The following is a 15,778-nucleotide window of genomic DNA, read 5'->3' on the forward strand; positions in this document are numbered from 1 at the left end:
TCGTTCCAGCCTCGGGACAGCCCGCGAATCGACACCCACCCATGACCGGCCGAGCCAGACCCAGCATGAACATCGTCATCGAACGCACCGCCCTGCTCCGGTCCCTCGGTCACGTTCAGAGCGTGGTGGAACGCCGCAACACCATCCCGATCCTGTCGAACGTCCTGCTGTCCATCAAGAACGGCGAGCTGGCGCTGGCCGCCACCGACATGGATCTGGAGATCGTGGAGACGGTGCCGGCGTCGGTGACGCGCCCCGGCTCGACCACCGCCCCCGCCCACACCCTGTACGACATCGTCCGCAAGCTGCCCGACGGCAGCCAGGTGGAGATGGAGGTGAGCGGCGACGGCCATCAGCTCACACTGCGTTCCGGCCGCTCCCAGTTCAAGCTGGGCTGCCTTCCGCCGGACGACTTCCCGCAGATCTCCCGCGGCGAGCTCCAGCACAGCTTCCAGCTCCCGGCCGCCGACCTGCGGGCGCTGATCGACCGCACCCGATTCGCCATCTCCACCGAGGAGACGCGCTATTACCTGAACGGCATCTACCTGCACGCCGCCAAGGTGCGGGCCGGCGGGGCCGAGCTGCCGGTGCTGCGCGCGGTGGCGACCGACGGCCACCGGCTGGCGAAGGTCGAGATCCCGCTGCCCGACGGGGCCGACGGCGTGCCCGGCGTGATCATCCCGCGCAAGACGGTGAACGAGATCCGCAAGCTGATCGACGAGGCGGCCGACCGCATCGAGATCTCCATGTCGGAGAACAAGATCCGCTTCGCCTTCGACACCGTGATCGTCACCTCCAAGCTGATCGACGGCACCTTCCCCGACTACGAGCGGGTGATCCCCACCGGCAACGACAAGGTGATGGAGGTCGATGCCAAGGTGTTCGCCGCCGCCGTGGACCGCGTCGCCACCATCTCCACGGAGAAGAGCCGGGCGGTGAAGCTGTCGGTCAAGCGCGGCAACCTGACCCTGTCGGCGACCAGCCCCGAATCCGGCTCCGCCACCGAGGAGCTGGAGGTCGCCTACGAAGACACGCCGATCGAGATCGGCTTCAATTCCCGCTACCTGCTGGACATCACCCAGCAGATCGAGGGCGAGGGCGCCCGCTTCCTGCTGGCCGACGCCGCATCCCCCACCATCATCCGCGACGTGGCCGACTCCACCGCGCTCTACGTGTTGATGCCCATGCGGGTGTGACGGCCGGGGGCCGGGCCATGGCCCCCGCCGCCGGTGAATGATGGTGTCCGAACACAATTTGCCCCAGAGCGAACCGGCCGCGGAAAAGCGGCTGGCCGTCACGCGCCTGACGCTGACCCGCTTCCGCAGCTACGAGCAGGCGCGGCTGGAGCCGGACGCGCGGCCGGTGGTGCTGGTCGGCCCCAACGGTGCGGGCAAGACCAATCTGCTGGAAGCGGTCAGCTTCCTCGCCCCCGGCCGCGGCCTGCGCGGTGCCAGGCTGGCGGAGGTGGAACGCATCGGCTCGCCCGCCGGGGCCGGCTGGGCGGTGGCGGCGGTGGTGGAGACGCCCTCCGGACCCGTCGAGATCGGCACCGGGCGCGAGGCCGGCGACGGCGAGCGCGACCGCCGCGCCGTGCGCATCGACGGCCACCCCGTGCGCGGCCAGACCGCGCTGGCCGCGCATGTCTCCCTGGTCTGGCTGACCCCGCCGATGGACCGGCTGTTCCAGGAACCGGCCGGCGGGCGGCGGCGCTTCCTCGACCGCCTCGTCTTCGGCTTCGACCCCGCCCACGCCGGCCGGCTCAGCCGCTACGAGCACGCGCTGCGCGAGCGCGCGCGGCTGCTGCGCGAGGGGCGGATGGACGACGGATGGCTGTCGGGCCTTGAGGAGCAGATGGCCGCCACCGGCATCGCGGTCGCCGCGGCGCGGCTGGAGGTGGTGCAGCGCCTGCGCGCCGCCTGCGCCCGCGCCGTCGGCCCCTTCCCCGGGGCCGAGCTGGCGGTGGAGGGTGCGGTGGAGGGCTGGCTGGCGGGTGGCCCGGCGCTGGCGGCGGAGGACCGGCTGCGCGAGGCGCTGCGCGCCGGCCGCCGCGGCGACGCCGAATCCGGCGGGGCGGCCGTCGGCCCGCACCGCAGCGACCTGTCCGTCCGCCATCAGGCCAAGGCCATGCCGGCGGCGCTGTGCTCGACCGGCGAGCAGAAGGCGTTGCTGATCGCCATCGTGCTCGCCAACGCCCGCCTGCTGGCGGCGGAACGCGGCGCCGCCCCGCTGCTGCTGCTGGACGAGGTGGCCGCCCATCTCGACGCCGAGCGCCGCGCCGCGCTGTTCCACGAGATCCTGGCGCTCGGCGCCCAGGCCTGGATGACCGGCACCGACGACGGCGATTTCGAGCCGCTGGGCGGTGCCGCCAATCGCTTCCGGGTGGAGGAGTCGCGCGTCATGCCGGATTGATCGACGAAAAAAGTGGCGTCCGCGCACGTCGAGGCCGATATAAACCGTTCAGTCTGCTATAGTAGAGCCATGGCACAGGAAGCATTGAAACCGACCCTGCCTGAGCAGGAATACGGCGCCGAGTCCATCACCGTGCTGCGCGGGCTGGATGCCGTGCGCAAGCGTCCGGGCATGTACATCGGCGACACCGACGACGGCTCGGGTCTGCACCACATGGTCTACGAGGTGGTGGACAACGCCATCGACGAGGCGCTGGCCGGCTATTGCGACCGGGTGGAGGTCGTGCTGAACGCCGACGGCTCCGTCACGGTGCGCGACAACGGCCGCGGCATCCCCACCGACATCCACCCCGAGGAGGGTGTGTCGGCGGCGGAGGTGGTGATGACCCAACTCCACGCCGGCGGCAAGTTCAACCAGAACTCCTACAAGGTGTCGGGCGGCCTGCACGGCGTCGGCGTGTCGGTGGTCAACGCCCTGTCGGAGACGCTGGACCTGCGCATCTGGCGCGGCGGCCGGGCCTGGCACATGCGCTTCCGCCACGGCGTGCCGGAGGCCGGTCTGGCCGATGTGGGCGCGGCGGAGCCGGCCGACGGCAAGCCGCACCGCACCGGCACCGAGGTCAGCTTCCTGCCGTCCAAGGAAACCTTCACCAACACCGAGTTCGATTTCGCGACGCTGGAGCACCGGCTGCGCGAGCTGGCCTTCCTCAACTCCGGCGTCCGGCTGCTGCTGACCGATGCGCGCGGGGTCGAGCCGAAGACCATCACCCTGCATTACGAGGGCGGGCTGGAGGCCTTCGTCTCCTGGCTCGACCGCTCCAAGACGCCCTTGCACAAGCCGGCCATCACCGTGAAGGCCGAGCGCAAGATGGAGCATGGCGGCGTCGTCACCGTGGAATGCGCGCTCCAGTGGAACGACAGCTACCACGAGACGACCCTCTGCTTCACCAACAACATCCCGCAGAAGGACGGCGGCACCCACCTTGCGGGCTTCCGCGCGGCGCTGACCCGCGCCGTCAACAGCTACGCCACCGAATCCGGCATCGCCAAGAAGGAGAAGGTGAGCCTGTCCGGCGACGACGCCCGCGAAGGCCTGACCTGCGTCTTGTCGGTGAAGGTGCCGGACCCGAAATTCTCCAGCCAGACCAAGGACAAGCTGGTCTCGTCGGAGGTCCGGCCGGTGGTCGAGTCGGTGCTCAACGAGTGCCTGACCCAGCATTTCGAGGAACATCCGGCCGACGCCAAGCGCATCGTCCAGAAGGTGGTGGAGGCCGCCGCCGCCCGCGAGGCGGCGCGCAAGGCCCGCGAGATGACGCGCAAGAGCGCGCTCAGCATCTCGTCCCTGCCCGGCAAGCTGGCCGATTGCCAGGAGCGCAACCCGGCGCTGTCCGAGCTGTTCATCGTCGAGGGTGATTCGGCCGGCGGCTCCGCCAAGCAGGGCCGCTCGCGCCAGTTCCAGGCCATCCTGCCGCTGCGCGGCAAGATCCTGAACGTGGAGCGGGCGCGCTTCGACAAGATGCTGGGCTCGCAGGAGATCGGCACGCTGATCGCCGCACTCGGCACCGGCATCGGCCGTGACGAGGGCGGCTTCGACATCAACAAGACGCGCTACCACAAGATCATCATCATGACCGACGCGGACGTGGACGGCAGCCACATCCGCACGCTGCTGCTGACCTTCTTCTTCCGCCAGATGCCGGAGCTGATCGACAGCGGCTTCCTCTACATCGCCCAGCCGCCGCTCTACCGCATCAAGCGCGGCAACGCCAAGGAACGCTACCTGAAGAACGACGCCGCGCTGGAGGAGTTCCTGGTCGAGGCGGCGCTGGGCGACCTGTCGGTGCAGTTCGCCGACGGCACCCTGCTGCACGGCGATCCCCTGCGCGAGCTGGTGGAGAAGACCCGCAGCGCCCGCCAGCATGTGGAGACTCTCACCCGCAAGGCCGGCCACCGCATGGTGGTCGAGCAGGCCGCCGTGACCGGCGCCCTGTCCGCGGCACTCGCCAACGAGACGGACCGCGCCACCTTCGCCGCCGCCGGCATCGCCGCCCGCATGAACCGGATGGACGCGGAGGGTGGCTGGACCGGCGAGGCACTGCCGCAGGGCGGCTACGCGCTGGTCCGCACGCGGCGCGGCGTCACCCACCGCCACAACCTCGACGGCGATCTGCTGAAGAGCGGCGAGGCCCGCAAGCTCGACGCCATGACCGACGACCTCAAGCGCTTCTTCGACGAGCCGTCGCGCGCCTTCGAAAAGCAGAAGGAGACGCGCACCATCACCGGCCCGGTGTCCCTGTTCGACACGGTGATGGAGATCGGCCGGCGCGGCGTGACCATCCAGCGCTACAAGGGTCTGGGCGAGATGAACCCCGACCAGCTCTGGGAAACCACCCTGGACCCCACCAAGCGCTCCCTCCTCCAGGTCCGCGTCAACCACGCCGACCAGGCCGAGGAGGTCTTCAGCACCCTGATGGGCGACGTGGTGGAGCCGCGCCGCGAGTTCATCCAGGACAACGCGCTGATGGTGGCGAATTTGGACGTGTAGGGGAACAGTATGCGTGTCGTCGGGAAGAGGATGGAGGGGCTGCCCGGACTCCGCTGGCCGACTCTGGATGAGGTTCGCCGCACGGAGGAGTTTGGGCGCGGGGTGTTGCTGTACCGGCGTCCAGGCATCTCCCGCTATCGCAATCACGACGAGGCGAACGCCGACATGGTGGGTTTGACCGCCGATGCGATGGCTCGAAAAGCTCTTCGGCTTGTTCGCCGGGAAGGCTGAAAAGGCGGGGTCATCCCCCCTGCCGGATACGGACGTCGTTCGCCCGGCCACCTGGGGCGATGTCGAAACGGTCGCCGGTCTGCTGGAGAAGCACGGAGTCGCGTACGTCCTGATCGGGGGCTATGCCCTCCATGCGAACGGCCTGATCCGGGCAACGGGCGATGTGGACATCCTCGTGCGCAACACCCCGGAGAACAACGCCCGCTGGATCGCCGCGCTCAGCGAACTGCCGGACGGCGCGGCGGCGGGCCTGACGGGCGAGGCGAACCCCTTTCCGGTCGATGACGGCGTCGAGGATGACGAGCCCGGCGTCATCCGTATCTTCGATGAATTCGTGGTCGATGTGCTTCCCAAGGCTTGCGGTTGTTCCTACGAGGACCTCGAGCCTTACATCGCGCGCCTCGAAGAGCCGGGAAAGGGCATCAACGTGTTGGACCTGGACGGCCTTTCGCTGACCAAGCGCGGTGCCCGGGACAAGGACCGCAGCGATCTCCAGCAGATCACCATGGCCCTGGACCGCTTGCGCCAGCGTCGAGGGATACCGGCGTCGAAGCCCCCCGACACCGGCATCCTCCCTCAAGAACGGTAGCCTTCCGATCGTCCTTATGTTCACGATCGAGCGGTCCGCCCCTACCCCACGCCTGAAGTCCCCCCTACAGCGTCGCCAAATCCGGAAACGGCCGCACCGGGTCCTTGCCGTCCCACCCCACCGCCGATGTCCGGATCAGGTCGAACAGCCGGCCCTTCGGCCCGACCACCTCCGACAGTTCGATGACCGTGCCGGGGTGGGCTTCGCGGTCGAAATAGACGAAGCGGCCGTTGGCGCCGACCTTGCCGCTCATTTTCTGGACGAAGCCGTTGGCTTCCATGCGGGCGAGGTCGGCGTCGTAGTCCTGGGTCCAGTAGGCGACGTGCTGGAGGCCGCGGTGGCCGGCCAGCTTGAAGTCGCGGTACATGGAGGGGGCGTCGTTGCGCGTCTCGATCAGCTCCACCTGGATGAAGCCGCTGTTGGCGAGCGCCACCGCGTTGTGCACCTCGTAGGGCTTGCCGTCGTAGCGGTAATCCTCGATCGGCACCTTGGGGTTGTAGTACCAGGGGCCGACGCCCATCACGCGCGACCAGTGGTCCATGGCCGATTCGATGTCATCGACCACATAGCCGAGCTGGCGGATTTCGCCGAGAAGCCTGCTCATGGAAAATCCTATTTGCCGAGGGATTGGGGAAGCCAGGTCGTCACCGCCGGCACGGCCGACACCACGGCCAGCGAGATCAGCAGCGAGACCAGGAAGGGGGCGCAGCCGCGCACCACCGTGTGCACGGGCATGCGGGCGATGATCGACACCATGTAGAGGCTCATCCCCACCGGCGGCGTCAGCAGCCCGATCATCAGGTTGAGCACGAACACGATGCCGAGCTGCAGGGGATCGACACCGGCGGCGTGCAGGGCCGGGGCCACGATCGGCGCGATGATCAGGATCGCCGCGATCGATTCCAGCACCATGCCGACCAGCAGCAGCAGCACATTGACCAGGAACAGCAGCACCAGCGGGTTGTCGGAGAGGCCGAGCAGGAAGCTCCCCGCCAGCGCCGGCACGCGGTCCAGCGTCAGCACCCAGGCGAAGACCGCGGCCGAGGCGACGATGAACAGGATGTTCGCCGTGGCGTCCACCGTCTCCAGCAGGCTGTCCCACACCGCCCGCCAGGTCAGCGTGCGGTACACGCCGAAGCCGATCAGCAGCGCGTAGGCGACGGTCACCGCCGCCACCTCCGTCGGTCCGAACCAGCCGGACAGAAGCCCGGCGATCAGCAGCACCGGCGTGACCAGGGCCGGAAAGGTGAAGACCGCCTGCCGCAGGATGGCCGCCGCCGCCGGCCGGGCGTCGTCGCGGGGCAGCGACCGGAACGCCGCGATGAACCCGATCTGGATCATCAGGAAGACGGTGATCAGCAGCGCCGGCACGATGCCGGCGATCAGAAGCTGCACCGCCGACACGTTGGTGACGCTGGCGTAGATGATGATCGGGATCGAGGGCGGGAAGATCGGGCCGATGGTCGCCGCGGCGATGGTCAGCCCGGCCGCGAAATCCTTGCGGTAACCCTGCCCCACCATCTGGTCGATCTGGATCTTGCCGAGCGCCCCGATGTCGGCCAGGGCCGCACCGGAGATGCCGGAGAAGATCAGGTTGACCAGCACCGTCACCTGCGCCACGCCGCCACGGACACGGCCGACCAGCATGCGCACGAGGTCGAACATGTGCCCCGTCACGCCCATGGCGCTGAGCAGCCCGGCCGCCAGGATGAACAGCGGCACCGCCAACAGCTGCACCGAATCCAGCGCGTTGACCGCGCGCTGGGCCAGAACGTTGACCGGAAGCCCGAAGGCCATGATGGTCACCGCCGCCGACAGGCCGAGCGAGACCGCCACGGGAACGCCGATCACCAGCATTCCCGCGAACAGAAGCACCAGAAGAAGGCTCAACGGATCTCTCCATCCTCCGCGCCGGCCGAAGCGCACCCGAACAGCCGGGTCAGCGCCGCCAGCGTGAGCAAGACGAATCCAATCAGCGGGGGCGCGTAGAACAGCCAGTTCGACATGCCCAGCGCCGGCGTCTCGAATTTGCCGGCGCGCCCCAGGAACAGGTGCAGCGCGTAGAGGAACAGCGCACAGAAGGCCAGCATCGCCAGCTCCGCCGCCTTCTCCAGCCACAGCCGCGGCACCGGCGGCAGGGCCTTCGGCAGCATATCGACCGCCACATGCTGGCCGCGCAGCGCCAGCATGGGCACGGTCAGATAGACCAGCGCGATCCCGCAGAACCGCGCCAACTCGTCCACCCAGGGCAGCCCCAGATCGGCGAGGTTGCGCGCCGCAACCCCGCCCACCACCAGCACGGCCAGCAGCGCCAGCAGCAGGGCCGCCAGCGCCCGGCAGGCGCCGGACGCCATCGCCAGCGCGCCGACGAGCCTTTCCGTCATCGAGGATCGCATCGTCACCGCTTCCAACCGCTCAGGCGACGGCCTTGATCTTCTCGTAGAGCGCGCCGTACTTGGCGCCAAAGCGCTGCTGCACGAGCTTGTCCACCGAGGCGCGGAAGGCGGCGAGGTCGAGACCGTCCTCGGGGCCGATCACCGTCATGCCACGCTTCTTCAGCTCCTCGGTGTCCTTGCTCTCGTTGTCCTGGATCGCCTTGGTGGCGCGCTCGCGGATCTCGGCCGACGCCGCGGTGATCGCGTCCTTCTGCGCGGCGGACAGGCCCTGCCACTTCGCCTCGTTCATCACCACCACCTCGGCGTTGGACATGTGGCCGGTCAGCATCAGGTGCGACTGCACCTCGTACAGCTTCACGTTCAGGATCACGTTGACCGGGTTCTCCTGCCCGGCGACGAGACCGGTGGCGAGCGCCGTCGGCACCTCCGACCAGTCCACCGGCACCGGGGCGGCCCCCATCCCCTCCACCGCGGTGGTGTAGATGGGGAAGGGAACGGCGCGGATCTTCATGCCCTTCAGGTCGTCGGGCTTGCGCACCGCCTTGTTCGCGGTCAGGTTGCGGCGGCCGAAGTAATGGGCGTAGATCACCCGCACGTTGGCGGCGGCGATCAGACCCTTGTTCAGCTCCGTCATCACCGGCGAATTGACGTCCATCACCTTCATCAGATGATCGACGTCGCGGTAGAGATAGGGGGTGTCGAGTGCGGCGAAGGGCTCGTAGAGCGAGCCGATGCCGCCCGCGGTGTTGTGGGAGAAGGCGATGGTGCCGACGGACACCGCCTCCGCCAGTTCCTTCAGCTTGCCGAGCTGGGAGGAGGGGAAGACCTCGACCGTCAGGTCGCCGCCGGAATGGCGCTTCACCGCCTCGGCGAACCAGTCGGCCTGGGCGCCGGCGACGCTGGCCGGCTCGTTGTTGTGGCCGTAGACCAGCTTGGTGGCGGCGTTCGCACGCAGCGGCAGCAACGCCGCGGCACCCGCGCCCGCACCCAGAGCCAGCGCGGTGCGGCGCGACAGGCCGAACGCGCCACGGGTTCCGGTCTTGCTTTCCATCGCATCCTCCCTTTGCATTATCGTCAGGCATCCGGCGCCATGGGCGCCTGATTTCTCGTCCAAACCATCCGTTTGTGCCAAGGTTATGGGCACCAGCGATCCGGTTCAAACACGATCGAATGATGGTTTTTGATGGTTCCGCCCCGGCGCGCATCGCCCCACCCCGCATCGACGACGTGGCCGCCGCCGCGGGTGTGTCCACGGCGACGGTCGACCGCGTGCTCAACCGCCGCAAGGGGGTGAGGCAGCGCACGGTGGAGCGTGTGCTGGCCGCCGCCAGCGCGCTGGGCTATCTCGGCGTGGAGGATTGCGAGCGGCTGGCCCGGCCGCGCCCGCCCAACGTCGCCTTCCTGCTGCCGATGGGCAGAAACCCCTATCTGCGGTTGCTGGGCGAGAAGCTGCGGGATCTCGCCGCGTCGCGGCTGCGCGACGGGGCGCGGGTGCGCTGCTTCTTCATCGACAGCTTCGACGCCGGCGCGCTGGCCGCCGCCATCCAGCATCACGCCGCCTGGGCCGACGGTCTGGGCTTCCTCGCCATCGACCATCCGCTGGTGCGCGAGGCGGTGGCGGCGGTGACCGCCGCCGGCAAGCACGTCGCCACCATCGTCTCCGACCTGTCGCCCGGCACGGGTGCGGCCCATTTCGGGCTCGACAACCGCGCCGCCGGCCGCACCGCCGCCTATCTGCTGGGGCGCTTCTGCGGCCCGGCCGGGGGCAGCGTGGCGCTGGTCGCCGGAAGCCGCATCTACCGCGCCCATTCCGAGCGCGAGACGGGATTCCTGGCGCTGATCGAGGAACGCTTCCCCAACCTGCGCGTGGTCGGCATGGTGGAGGGCCATGACGAGCGCGACCGCAACCACCGCCTGACCGCCGCCCTGCTCGACCGCCACCCGGACCTCGCCGGCATCTACAACGTCGGCGGCTCCTCCGACGGCATCGGCCGGGCGCTGCGGGAGGCGCGCCGCGGCGACCGTGTGGTCTTCATCGGCCACGGGCTGACCGCCGACACCCGCCGCCTGCTGACCGACGGCACCATGGACGCGGTGATCAACTCCGACCCCGACGCGGTGCTGGCCGCCGCCCTGGACTGGCTGACCCGCCGCCATCTGGGCGAGGCCCCCGCCGCCGGCACCGCGCCGCCCATCACCATGGACATCATCGTCCGCGAAAGCCTGCCCGCGGTTTGAGGATTCGCAAAGAAGACCCCGCAGCCGGCCGCTACGCTTCTGTCCAAGGCGGCCTCCTCCCCGGTATGGCCGCGCATCGTCAACCAGGGACAGCCATCATGACCGGCACGCACCACGACGAGGGCATGTACGAGACCTTCAACCCCGTCATCTTCATCATCGGCATTCTCGCCGCGGCGGGGCTTCTGCTGATCCTGCCGATCGGCTTCATCTTCCACCCGGTCCCTCTGCTCTACGCAGCCCTGGCCGCCACGGCGCTGTTCTTCGTGGTCATCTTCATGATCACGGCGGTGCCGAAGGCGTGAAGGGCCGGCCGGGCGGTGCGGGTCCGGCACGGCGGACACCCGCCGCTCAGGACGGCCGGTCCCCCGCAAAGGCCGGCACGCGGAACTTCCGCCGGTAGGCACCGGGCGAAAGGCCGGTCGTGCGCTTGAACAGGCGCCGGAAGAAGGCGGGATCCTCGTAGCCGACCCTCCACCCGATCTCGTCGATCGGCGCCTCGGTGCGCTCCAGACGGCGCTTGGCGTCCTCGACGCGCAGGCGTTGCGCGTACTCCAGCGGCGGGTGGCCGGTGGCGAGCGTGAAGTGGCGCTTGAATGTGCGCTCCGCCATACCGGACCGCCGCACCATCTCCTCCACCGGGTTGGCCACCGCGAAGTTCTTCTCCAGCCAGACCTGCGCGTCGGCGACCGTCGCGTCGCCGTGATCCGTGCGCCCGCGGAAGACGATGTAGGGTGCCAGCCCCTCCTGGTGCCATTGCAGCGCGAAGAAGCGCGCCACCGCCTGCGCCGCCGTGGCGCCGACATGCCGCGCGATCAGGTAGAGGACAAGGTCGTGCCACGTCATGGAAGCGCCGGAGGTGACGAGCTCCTCCCGCTCCCCGGACACGACCAGCACCCGCTCCGGCAACACCGGCACCCGGGGGAAGGCGCTGCGGAACGGCTTCGCATAGCCCCAGTGCACCGTCGCCGGCCGACCGTCGAACAGGCCGGTCTCCGCCAGCAGGAAGATCCCCGAGCAGGCCGAGCACAGGAGCGCCCCGTTCCGGTGCATGCGGTCCGCCCAGCCGACCAGCTCCGGGTAGCGCCCGCCCGCCCAGCCGCCGCGACCCACCAGCACGGACGGCACGATCACGATGTCCGTCGTCTCCACCGCGGCGGTTGCGCGCTGGACCACGACGGGAATGCCGCTCGCCAGCATCACCGGGCCCGGCGCCGCCCCCACGATCTCGACGGTGAAGGGCGGGGTCTCCGGAATCGCGTCGTCCAGCCCGGCCAGCATCCCGAACGAGCCCAGCACGTCGTGGATGCCCGTCAATGTCGACGCCACCGCGTCGGGAAAGGCGATCAGGCTGACGTGCAGCGGCTTGGGATGGGCGATCATGCAGACCCCCGTCTCCAAAGGAACCGTTTGGCACGAACGGACCGGTTCCGGCATGTGCCGCTCTCGCGGCCGGCGGCGTGCGCGAGCATGGTCGGGCTCCCGGCGCGACGGTGTCCCGTCGCCCCGATTATCGGAGAGGAACCCATGCGGATCAATCAGCAAGAGCTCGATGCCGTGGTCGCCCGCCTGTTCGGCGATCTTTCGGCCGGCTACGGCGGCGTGCTGGTCAGCATCGGCGCCAGGCTGGGCCTGTACAAGGCGATGGCCGGGGCGGGCCCGCTCAGCTCCGCCGAGCTGGCGTGCCGGACCGGCTGCGCCGAGCGCTACCTGAGGGAATGGCTGAACGCCCAGGTCGCCGGCGGCTACGTCGCCTACCATCCCTTGAGCCGCACCTACGAGCTGACGCCGGAACAGGCGCTGGTGCTGGCCGACGACACCAGCCCCGTCTACATGCCGAACGGCTGGCAGGTCGTGGCCTCCATGTGGGCCGACGAGGAAAAGGCGCTGGAGGCCTTCCGGACCGGCAAGGGAATCCACTGGGGCGACCACGACGAGCGGATGGTCTGCGGCGTCGCCGCCTTCTTCCGCAACGGCTACCGTGCCAGCCTGGTGAACGAGTGGCTGCCGGCGCTGGACGGCGTCGTGGCGAAGCTGCGCGAGGGGGCCACCGTCGCCGACGTGGGCTGCGGGCATGGGCATTCCACCGTGTTGATGGCGGAAGCCTTCCCGCGGTCGCGCTTCCGGGGATTCGACCTCCACGAGGGCTCGATCGCGACCGCCCGCCGCGTGGCGGCCGAAGCCGGGCTTTCCGACCGCGTCCGCTTCGATGTGGCGGCGGCCGACGCCTATCCGGGCGAGGGCTACGACCTCATCTGCTTCTTCGATTGCCTGCACGACATGGGCCGGCCGGTCGCCGCGGCGGAACACGCGCGGCGCAGCCTCGCCCCCGACGGGTCGGTGATGCTGATCGAGCCCATGGCCGGCGAGCGGGTGGAGGACAACGCGAACCCGGTCGGCCGCCTCTATTACGCCGCGTCGACGACCCTGTGCTGCGCCCACGCCATCGCCGAACAAGGCACCCACGTGCTGGGCGCCCAGGCCGGGGAACGGGGGCTGGGCGACGTCTTCCGGCATGCCGGCTTCCGCCACCTCCGCCGGGTCGCGGAGACACCGTTCAACATGGTTCTGGAAGTCCGGCGGTAACCGACGCTCGTCCCGCCGAAACAATCAGTACACCAAACAAACGACTCCCCCCGCGCCGCGACCGGGCGTACCCTCGTCCCTGATGGCGGGTCGCGGCCCTGGTCGTGCCCCGCGCGGATCGGCGATTTGGGGAGGAACCGTCATGGCTATCCGGAACCCCGTCGAATGGGGCGTTGATCATTGGAGGGGCTGGTCGCACGCGGTGGGCACGGCCGGACGGGCGGCGTACCGGCGGGAGGAGGACGCGGCCAGCCTGCTGCCCGCGGTGCGGCGCATCGGCATCGCCGATCTGGGGGAAGCGCTGAAGCGCGGCATCGACGACTTCATGGCCTGCCGCACCGACGTGATCTTCCTGGCGATCGTCTACCCGGTGGCCGGGCTGATCCTGTCGCAGGTGATCTTCGGCCGCGACCTGCTGCATCTGCTGTTCCCGCTGGTGTCGGGCTTCGCGCTGCTGGGCCCCTTCGCCGCGGTCGGCCTCTACGCCATGAGCCGCCGCCGCGAGGAGGGGGAGGCCGTCTCCTGGTCCGACGCCTTCCGCGTGACGGGCTCGCCCTCCTTCGGCGGGGTGATGGCGCTGGGGCTGGTCCTGACCGCGGTGTTCCTTCTGTGGCTGCTGGCGGCCTGGGGCATTCACGCCGCCACGCTGGGGCCGGAGCCGCCGGCCAGCCTCGGCACACTGCTCGACGCGGTGTTCACCACCCGCGCCGGCTGGACGATGCTGGTGGTCGGCATGGGCGTGGGCTTCCTGTTCGCGCTGCTGGTGCTGACCATCAGCGTGGTCTCCTTCCCGCTGCTGATCGACCGGCGCGCCAGCGTCGGCACCGCCATCCGCGTCTCGGCCCGCGCCGTGGCGCTCAACCCGGTGCCGATGGCGGCCTGGGGGCTGGTGGTGGCGGGGGCGCTGGTGGCCGGCACGTTGCCGCTGTTCGTCGGGCTGATCGTGGTGATGCCGGTGCTGGGGCACGCCACCTGGCACCTCTACCGCCGGGTGCTGCCGCGCGGCCCGATCGACCGGCCCTTTGGCCGAGTCTGACCGGGCCCTGTAGACCGGACATCCGGACGCCTATCCCGCCATCCGCTGGTAGGCGTCCGGATCGAACTGCGGGAAGAGCTGTGCGGCCATGAAGGGCGGCAGCACATATTGCGGGTAGCATTTTGACGAATTTCGCCCGTGTATCGTGTGCACACACAGCCCGATGTGATCGTCCAGAAGGGCGCAGCGCCCGCCGGCGGCCAGTGCCGGCTCGATGAAGCCGCTGTCCTCGCCGAAGCCGGTGTCGGGAAAGGGCGTGCGCTCCCACAGGCTGCGGCGGAACACATAGCTGAACCCGAAGCCCATCAGGTTGCGCAGGTCGTCCGGCGACGCCTTGTACACCGCGCAATCGATCCCCCGCGCGCCCCAAACGAAATGATGGCCGTCGCCCACCCGCTGGTCCCAGTAGCCGAGCTTGCCGGACAGCGCGTGGAAGAGGAAGAAGCCCGCCAGCTTGACGATGTCGGCGCCGCTCCGCTCCAGCATCATCGCCATGGTGGTCAGATACTTGGGGGCGTAATAGTCGTCGTCGTCGAACTGCACGATGATGCCGCCGCGCGCGCGCTCGATCAGCCGGTTCCGCTTGGCTCCCAGCGACAGCCGCTCCGTCTGGTGCTCATAGCGGATGCGCGGGTCGCGGAGCCCGGCCAGCAGGTCGCACGGCACCTCCCCGTCGTCGGCCACCAGCCATTCCCAATTCCGGTGATCCTGCTTGCGCACGCAGTCGAGCAGCAGGCCGAGCATCGGCCCGCGGTTGGCGGTCGGTGTGATGATGCTGACCGCGGGCGTTCGCGTCATGGCGGGGGTGTTCCGGTCGCTGGTTGCCGTAGATGATCGCAAGCGCGGGCCCGCTCTGGCAAGATCGCGTCCGGCATTTGGGAAAAAGAGGAGAGCGGAGCCGATGGATGGGTTCGCCGCTGCCGTCGCGGCGGAACGGGCCGGGCGTCTGGTCGATGCCCGCGCCGGCTATCTGGCGGTGCTGGAGCGCAAGCCCGGCCACGCCGCCGCCGCGCACCGGCTGGGCCTCGTCGCCTTCCGGCTGGGCCGGGCGGGGGAGGCGGTGCAGTGGCTGCAGAAATCCCTCGCCATCCGCGAGGACGCCGAGGTGCTGATCGATTTCGGCGAGGTGCTGCGCGCGCTGGGCCAGTTCGAGGCCGCCGCCGCCGTGCACGCCGCCGCTCTGAAGCGGTCCCCCGACGCGCCCGATGCCTGGTTCGGCCGCGCCGTCGCCCTGCACACGCTGGGCCGGCTGGCGGAGGCGGAGGCCGCCTACCGCGGCCTGCTCGCCCGCCGCCCCGACGTGGCGGAGGCGCACGACAACCTCGGCGTCTGCCTGCTGCGGCTGGGCCGCGCCGCCGAGGCGGTCGCCGCCCACCGCGAAGCGCTGCGCCGCAACCCCGACGCCGCCGGCGCCTGGAACAACCTCGCCAGCGCGCTCCAGGCCACCGGACAGCCGGCGGCGGCGGCCGACGCCTGCCGCGAGGCGGCCATGCTGCGCCCGGACTGGGTGGCCCCGCGCCACAACCTCGCCTGCCTGACGCTCGACGCCGGCGACGCGGCCGAGGCCGCCGCCACCGCCCGCCGCGCCGCGACGCTGGCCCCCGACGATACCGGGCCGTGGGGGGTGCTGGGCCGCGCGCTGCGCGACGCCGGCCGGCCGGAGGACGCGGTGACGGCGCTGGCCCACGCCCTGGCGCTCGATCCGACGGACGCCGGCACCGCGCTCGACCTCGCCGAGCTGCTGCGCCG

Annotated in this window: 15 protein-coding genes; 9 read left to right on the forward strand and 6 right to left on the reverse strand. The window is 70.0% G+C overall.

Going from position 1 to position 15,778, the window contains the following annotated elements; translation table 11 throughout:
- Positions 1–65 precede the first annotated feature (65 nt).
- From dnaN to HL658_RS29825, 4 genes are all read left to right on the forward strand, one after another.
- Complete coding sequence (gene dnaN, locus HL658_RS29810; protein WP_180285110.1) at positions 66–1,196, forward strand: DNA polymerase III subunit beta; 1,131 nt, start codon at positions 66–68, stop codon at positions 1,194–1,196.
- Positions 1,197–1,233: 37 nt separating this feature from the next.
- Entirely contained in the window at positions 1,234–2,409 is a 1,176-nt protein-coding gene (gene recF / locus HL658_RS29815; RefSeq protein ID WP_425485391.1) for a DNA replication/repair protein RecF, read from the forward strand.
- Between the two features lie 69 nt (positions 2,410–2,478).
- Positions 2,479–4,953, forward strand: a complete 2,475-nt coding sequence (gene gyrB, locus HL658_RS29820) for a DNA topoisomerase (ATP-hydrolyzing) subunit B (protein WP_180285108.1) — start codon at positions 2,479–2,481, stop codon at positions 4,951–4,953.
- A gap of 184 nt (positions 4,954–5,137) precedes the next feature.
- Complete coding sequence (locus tag HL658_RS29825) at positions 5,138–5,773, forward strand: hypothetical protein (RefSeq protein ID WP_180285107.1); 636 nt, start codon at positions 5,138–5,140, stop codon at positions 5,771–5,773.
- Between the two features lie 64 nt (positions 5,774–5,837).
- On the opposite strand, the gene HL658_RS29830 is transcribed toward HL658_RS29825, so the two are convergent.
- Genes HL658_RS29830 through HL658_RS29845 form a run of 4 tightly spaced genes read right to left on the reverse strand, consistent with a single transcriptional unit; the run spans position 5,838 to position 9,220 of the window.
- On the reverse strand, positions 5,838–6,377 hold the full coding sequence (locus HL658_RS29830) for a VOC family protein (RefSeq protein WP_180285106.1): 540 nt from the start codon (positions 6,375–6,377) through the stop codon (positions 5,838–5,840).
- Positions 6,378–6,385: 8 nt separating this feature from the next.
- Positions 6,386–7,663 (reverse strand): TRAP transporter large permease, encoded by a 1,278-nt coding sequence (locus tag HL658_RS29835; RefSeq protein WP_180285105.1) that lies wholly within the window; start codon positions 7,661–7,663, stop codon positions 6,386–6,388.
- Positions 7,660–8,157 (reverse strand): TRAP transporter small permease, encoded by a 498-nt coding sequence (locus HL658_RS29840; RefSeq protein WP_211109892.1) that lies wholly within the window; start codon positions 8,155–8,157, stop codon positions 7,660–7,662. Before HL658_RS29840 ends, HL658_RS29835 begins: the two co-directional genes overlap by 4 nt.
- A gap of 31 nt (positions 8,158–8,188) precedes the next feature.
- Positions 8,189–9,220: a TRAP transporter substrate-binding protein gene (locus HL658_RS29845; protein ID WP_180285104.1), complete on the reverse strand. Its 1,032-nt coding sequence runs from the start codon at positions 9,218–9,220 to the stop codon at positions 8,189–8,191.
- A 119-nt stretch (positions 9,221–9,339) separates the two neighbouring features.
- On the opposite strand from HL658_RS29845, the gene HL658_RS29850 reads away from it, so the two are divergent.
- Complete coding sequence (locus tag HL658_RS29850; protein WP_196242355.1) at positions 9,340–10,407, forward strand: LacI family DNA-binding transcriptional regulator; 1,068 nt, start codon at positions 9,340–9,342, stop codon at positions 10,405–10,407.
- 98 nt (positions 10,408–10,505) lie between these two features.
- On the forward strand, positions 10,506–10,712 hold the full coding sequence (locus HL658_RS29855; protein WP_180285103.1) for a hypothetical protein: 207 nt from the start codon (positions 10,506–10,508) through the stop codon (positions 10,710–10,712).
- Between the two features lie 46 nt (positions 10,713–10,758).
- Here the strand turns inward: HL658_RS29855 and HL658_RS29860 are convergent, their stop codons facing one another.
- Positions 10,759–11,790, reverse strand: coding sequence for a GlxA family transcriptional regulator (locus tag HL658_RS29860; RefSeq protein ID WP_180285102.1), 1,032 nt, complete (start codon positions 11,788–11,790; stop codon positions 10,759–10,761).
- Positions 11,791–11,934: 144 nt separating this feature from the next.
- On the opposite strand from HL658_RS29860, the gene HL658_RS29865 reads away from it, so the two are divergent.
- Together HL658_RS29865 and HL658_RS29870 are read left to right on the forward strand one after the other, a co-directional pair.
- Positions 11,935–12,993, forward strand: a complete 1,059-nt coding sequence (locus tag HL658_RS29865) for a class I SAM-dependent methyltransferase (RefSeq protein ID WP_180285101.1) — start codon at positions 11,935–11,937, stop codon at positions 12,991–12,993.
- 142 nt (positions 12,994–13,135) lie between these two features.
- Complete coding sequence (locus HL658_RS29870; protein ID WP_180285100.1) at positions 13,136–14,029, forward strand: DUF2189 domain-containing protein; 894 nt, start codon at positions 13,136–13,138, stop codon at positions 14,027–14,029.
- Positions 14,030–14,059: 30 nt separating this feature from the next.
- Here the strand turns inward: HL658_RS29870 and HL658_RS29875 are convergent, their stop codons facing one another.
- On the reverse strand, positions 14,060–14,827 hold the full coding sequence (locus HL658_RS29875) for a glycosyltransferase family 2 protein (RefSeq protein ID WP_180285099.1): 768 nt from the start codon (positions 14,825–14,827) through the stop codon (positions 14,060–14,062).
- Positions 14,828–14,930: 103 nt separating this feature from the next.
- Between HL658_RS29875 and HL658_RS29880 the strand changes: the two genes are divergently transcribed.
- The coding region (locus HL658_RS29880) for a tetratricopeptide repeat protein (RefSeq protein WP_180287694.1) at positions 14,931–15,778 on the forward strand (848 nt) is incomplete at its 3' end.

It is taken from the genome of Azospirillum oleiclasticum (assembly GCF_013423485.1).
Classification (GTDB): Bacteria; Pseudomonadota; Alphaproteobacteria; order Azospirillales; family Azospirillaceae; genus Azospirillum; species Azospirillum oleiclasticum.

Bases quoted from the DNA above. Each gene is read 5' to 3' on its own strand.
- gyrB (WP_180285108.1), top strand. From the start codon at position 2,479: ATGGCACAGGAAGCATTGAAACCGACCCTGCCTGAGCAGGAATACGGC.
- recF (WP_425485391.1), top strand. From the start codon at position 1,234: ATGATGGTGTCCGAACACAATTTGCCCCAGAGCGAACCGGCCGCGGAA.
- HL658_RS29825 (WP_180285107.1), top strand. From the start codon at position 5,138: ATGCGATGGCTCGAAAAGCTCTTCGGCTTGTTCGCCGGGAAGGCTGAA.
- HL658_RS29870 (WP_180285100.1), top strand. From the start codon at position 13,136: ATGGCTATCCGGAACCCCGTCGAATGGGGCGTTGATCATTGGAGGGGC.
- HL658_RS29860 (WP_180285102.1), bottom strand. From the start codon at position 11,790: ATGATCGCCCATCCCAAGCCGCTGCACGTCAGCCTGATCGCCTTTCCC.
- HL658_RS29865 (WP_180285101.1), top strand. From the start codon at position 11,935: ATGCGGATCAATCAGCAAGAGCTCGATGCCGTGGTCGCCCGCCTGTTC.
- HL658_RS29845 (WP_180285104.1), bottom strand. From the start codon at position 9,220: ATGGAAAGCAAGACCGGAACCCGTGGCGCGTTCGGCCTGTCGCGCCGC.
- HL658_RS29875 (WP_180285099.1), bottom strand. From the start codon at position 14,827: ATGACGCGAACGCCCGCGGTCAGCATCATCACACCGACCGCCAACCGC.
- HL658_RS29850 (WP_196242355.1), top strand. From the start codon at position 9,340: ATGATGGTTTTTGATGGTTCCGCCCCGGCGCGCATCGCCCCACCCCGC.
- HL658_RS29830 (WP_180285106.1), bottom strand. From the start codon at position 6,377: ATGAGCAGGCTTCTCGGCGAAATCCGCCAGCTCGGCTATGTGGTCGAT.
- HL658_RS29840 (WP_211109892.1), bottom strand. From the start codon at position 8,157: ATGACGGAAAGGCTCGTCGGCGCGCTGGCGATGGCGTCCGGCGCCTGC.
- HL658_RS29855 (WP_180285103.1), top strand. From the start codon at position 10,506: ATGACCGGCACGCACCACGACGAGGGCATGTACGAGACCTTCAACCCC.
- dnaN (WP_180285110.1), top strand. From the start codon at position 66: ATGAACATCGTCATCGAACGCACCGCCCTGCTCCGGTCCCTCGGTCAC.